The sequence below is a fragment of the Schnuerera sp. genome, assembly GCF_035459645.1.
In the GTDB taxonomy this organism is placed as follows: Bacteria; Bacillota; Clostridia; order Tissierellales; family Tepidimicrobiaceae; genus Schnuerera.
Map to the genome: position 1 here is coordinate 1 of NZ_DATHXO010000371.1, position 3813 is coordinate 3813.

General features: G+C 29.6%; 4 protein-coding genes. All 4 read left to right on the forward strand.

From position 1 onward, the window contains the following. The first annotated feature begins 317 nt into the window (after window positions 1–317). The 4 genes from VK998_RS08655 (at window position 318) to VK998_RS08670 (ending at window position 3324) form a co-directional block, all read left to right on the forward strand. Window positions 318–1310 (forward strand): GNAT family N-acetyltransferase, encoded by a 993-nt coding sequence (locus VK998_RS08655; RefSeq protein WP_325227675.1) that lies wholly within the window; start codon window positions 318–320, stop codon window positions 1308–1310. A 90-nt stretch (window positions 1311–1400) separates the two neighbouring features. Continuing rightward, complete coding sequence (locus VK998_RS08660; RefSeq protein WP_325227677.1) at window positions 1401–2657, forward strand: hypothetical protein; 1257 nt, start codon at window positions 1401–1403, stop codon at window positions 2655–2657. A gap of 137 nt (window positions 2658–2794) precedes the next feature. Next, window positions 2795–3064: a type II toxin-antitoxin system RelB/DinJ family antitoxin gene (locus VK998_RS08665; protein ID WP_325227679.1), complete on the forward strand. Its 270-nt coding sequence runs from the start codon at window positions 2795–2797 to the stop codon at window positions 3062–3064. After that, window positions 3061–3324, forward strand: a complete 264-nt coding sequence (locus VK998_RS08670; RefSeq protein WP_325227682.1) for a Txe/YoeB family addiction module toxin — start codon at window positions 3061–3063, stop codon at window positions 3322–3324. The genes VK998_RS08665 and VK998_RS08670 overlap by 4 nt, the downstream gene beginning before the upstream one ends. Window positions 3325–3813 lie beyond the last annotated feature (489 nt).

Genomic DNA, 3813 nt, shown 5'->3' on the forward strand with positions numbered 1-3813 from the left:
GTTGAAGCAATCGTGAAGCTGAAAAAACTATAGAATGTAGCAATAGTAAGGGTATGAGGCATTGAATGTGCAGATGACATTCAATGCCTTTTCTGTTCTTGGGAACATATCCATTAAAGATATGTGGTGTATATGTTAAGGCGAAATTCATTATTCTAAGGATATGTAAGATGGTAAATATAGGTTTATTAGATAAAGTCTGTATGGTACAATGACTATAAGTATTATATTGATTTTTATAATATTTGTGAAAACTTCCGTAAAACTTAGATATACTATTTCTAAATAAAATTATGATATTAATAAGAGGTATTAGAATGGATAAAAATGAGATAATCTGGATTGTAGCAGGTAAACTTCAACCATCGCAATTTTATATAAATGAAGAGAAATTAATCTTATTGGAGAAAGAATTTAATATAGATGTATTTGAGCCTATACCTATAAAAAGATTAGGACAAGATATGGTAATGACTGATGGGCATACTAGAACTACCTACCTAATTCAAAATGGTTATAAATGCATACCAACAATTGAAGAAAGTGATATATTAGATTGGGAAGCCTACATTATAAATGTTAATGATTGTAAGGAAAGAGGGGTTAAATCAGCATTGGATCTATTGGATTGTATTGTTACAAATGATTTCTTTCGGTTAAACTGGGATAATTATTGTAATGATGTACATAACAGATTATCCTATATAAAAAATCCTTGTGATTATTCAGCACTACCATATTGGAAAGAAACTACAATCACTATACCTGATAATATAAAAGTATATCATGAAATTGAATGGAATAGACTATGCGCGAATACCAAAAAGGGATTCGTTAAAGTGGATAAGTTTTTCAGGATTAAACATAATTTGGAGAAAATAGATAATCAAGATATACCTGAGAAGTGTAGATATAGAACCTTTGATCCTATAATCCAAATTTGTTATTCAAATACAGACATTAGAGGAGATAAATTAAAGGAATACACAAAAAGTGATGTATATAATAATGAACTATGGATATTTATTGATAAAATGAATAATGGTATTTATATGCTCGTTGCATTTGGAATTGCAGATTTTGATTCCCTTGTAAAAGAGGGTATACTAGAATGGATACAGGTGCTACCAGAATATCGAGGAAAGGGATTTGGAAAATTCCTAGTTGCTGAGCTGTTAAGGAGAATGAAGGAAAAGGCAAAGTTTACAACTGTATCTGGAGACTGTAACAATATTAGTAATCCAATAAATTTATATAGAAAAATGGGATTTATTGGTGACAGTATTTGGTATATTGCATATGAAAATTAGGAAGTAATTAACTATAAGAAAACCATTATGAATGGATAAAATATACTCTTTGGATGATAAGAAATGTGAGCATATTCGTGGAGATATGTTATGTTAAATACTTTTAAAAATGAATATCTTAAACTATATAGAGAATCAAAGGAACAACAATGGGATAACTACTTTGAGGGTGGAAATCATGATCTGGGAATTCTAGATAATAAAATATATGAATTAGTAAATAAATATTCAAATAAAATAGAAATATTAGACCGTGAGAGTCAGGTTGCTAATTTAATAATTATAAGGGAAAAGGTTGATAGAAATCAAGAAGTTTCAAAACTAAGAAATTATATTGATGATTTGGAGAACTATGGTGCGGACATATCAGAAGAAATTAAGAAAGATGATTATAGGTATAGGTCAGTTATGGCAAATAAAATGAAAAAGGATGTATTACAGTTAATGAAGATTAGAAATGCACTGGCTATTGAAAATGGATACGATTCCTATCCTGATTTGATATTAGAAACCAATGGTGTAGATTATAAAGAATTAAATATCTTATTACATAATTACTTGGAGAAAAATCTTCATAAGGCAATCGAAATAATAAAAAAATATAATATTATCTTTGAAAATTGGTTTGATGACTTAGATAAAATAGATAGAAAAAATAAAGATTATGATTCTAATATGTTAATCGAGAAACTGTTAAATTCATCAGGATTTCCAAGGTTAATGGAAAAGGTAGAAATAAAATATGTAGAAGATGGATTTTCTGGATATGCCACTGAACTTGAACCCAATAATATGAGAATGGCTGTAGAACCGATAAAGTCTTTAGATAGTTTAAGAACCTTATTTCATGAATTGGGTCATGTTATGAATTATGGTTTGAACAAGGAGGAAGGATTGTTTAGAATTTTACCCTTTAGTCTAGATGAGTCAATGGCAGTTATATTTGAGTATATTGCATCTGTATTATTATTAAATGGTGAAGATAAAATAAGGATACAGGAATTAATGACATTAGAATACACTAGATGTGCAATTAGTGCCATTTATGAATTTGATCTATGGAAACATCCAAATAGAGCAGAAGAATTGTTTGAATATCATTATAAGAAATTGGGTGTAGAAATAAAGGATACCAGTATTTGGGCATTGGATTCCTTTAGAAGTATAGATCCAGTATATATTCACAATTATGTAATGGGGGCCAGTATGGCTGAAGGTTTGATAAGGTATCTTAAGATATCTTATGAAAATGATTATGAATCCTGGGGTAAATGGTTATATTCCAATATTTATTATGATGGATGGAAAAGAGATTTTAGGGAAAAAGGTTTAATTTTACTGCAATAACGATAAATTAAACAAGATCTACTTATATTATATTGATAATTTTTATAATAAATACATAAGATAAAAGAAACTATATATACAACGCATTGACATTGTATATACAATTTAGTATAATATACTTAAAGGGAGTGATTAATATGGCTCAAATAAATATTCGTATTGATGATAATTTAAAAGAACAAGCAGAAGTCCTATTTGAAGAATTAGGCTTAAATATGTCAACAGCCTTTAATGTATTCATACGCCAAAGTATTAGGCAGGGTGGTATACCATTTGAAATTACAACACAAGTAGATCCATTTTTTAATGAATCCAATATAAAAGTACTTCAAGAATCTATTAAGGAGGCAAGTGAAGGCAAGTTTGTTTCTAAGTCATTAGAAGAGTTGAAGGAAATGGAACAATGAAGATAAATTTTACAGAAATAGCATGGAAGGATTATATCTATTGGCAAGGACAAGATAAAAAGACAATAAAGAGAATAAATCAGCTTATTCAAGACATTGATCGCAATCACAATGAAGGAATAGGAAAACCTGAAGCATTAAGGGGTAATTTATCTGGATGGTGGTCAAGAAGAATTGATGATAAAAATCGATTAGTTTATAGAATACAGAATAATATAATTGAAATAACTCAATGTAAAGGACATTATGACGATAAGTAAAAGATAAATTATATGGAGCAAAGCCCTCAAGAAAATTATGAGTAGATTTGAGGGTTTTGTTGTGTTAATTTAATAAGCATTAGAATGAAGAAAGGAATAACTTAAATATATAAAAAGATGTATAAAAAAATGTATAAGAAAAAATCGAGCTATTATTTTCGGAGATAATACTACCACCAAGGGGATGCCATATACTTACGACATCTTTATTGACCTCTCAAGGCACGTTGAAGCCGTAACACTGCTTGTGAAGTAGGGGACAGCTTTGCTGTCCCGTGCTGAAGAAGCAGATGTACGTCTCATGTCAGGAATGTCCAAGAAGACGAGCGATAGCGAAGGCTGATTGGGAATATTCTACGGCGGAAGTTATCGTGAAGATTGAAAAGCTATAAAACTCAGTTATACTAATGGTTTGACAGGTTATAAGACGTTGAATGGACAGATGACATTCAATGTCTTTTTTGTACTTGGGAACATGTCCATAACATA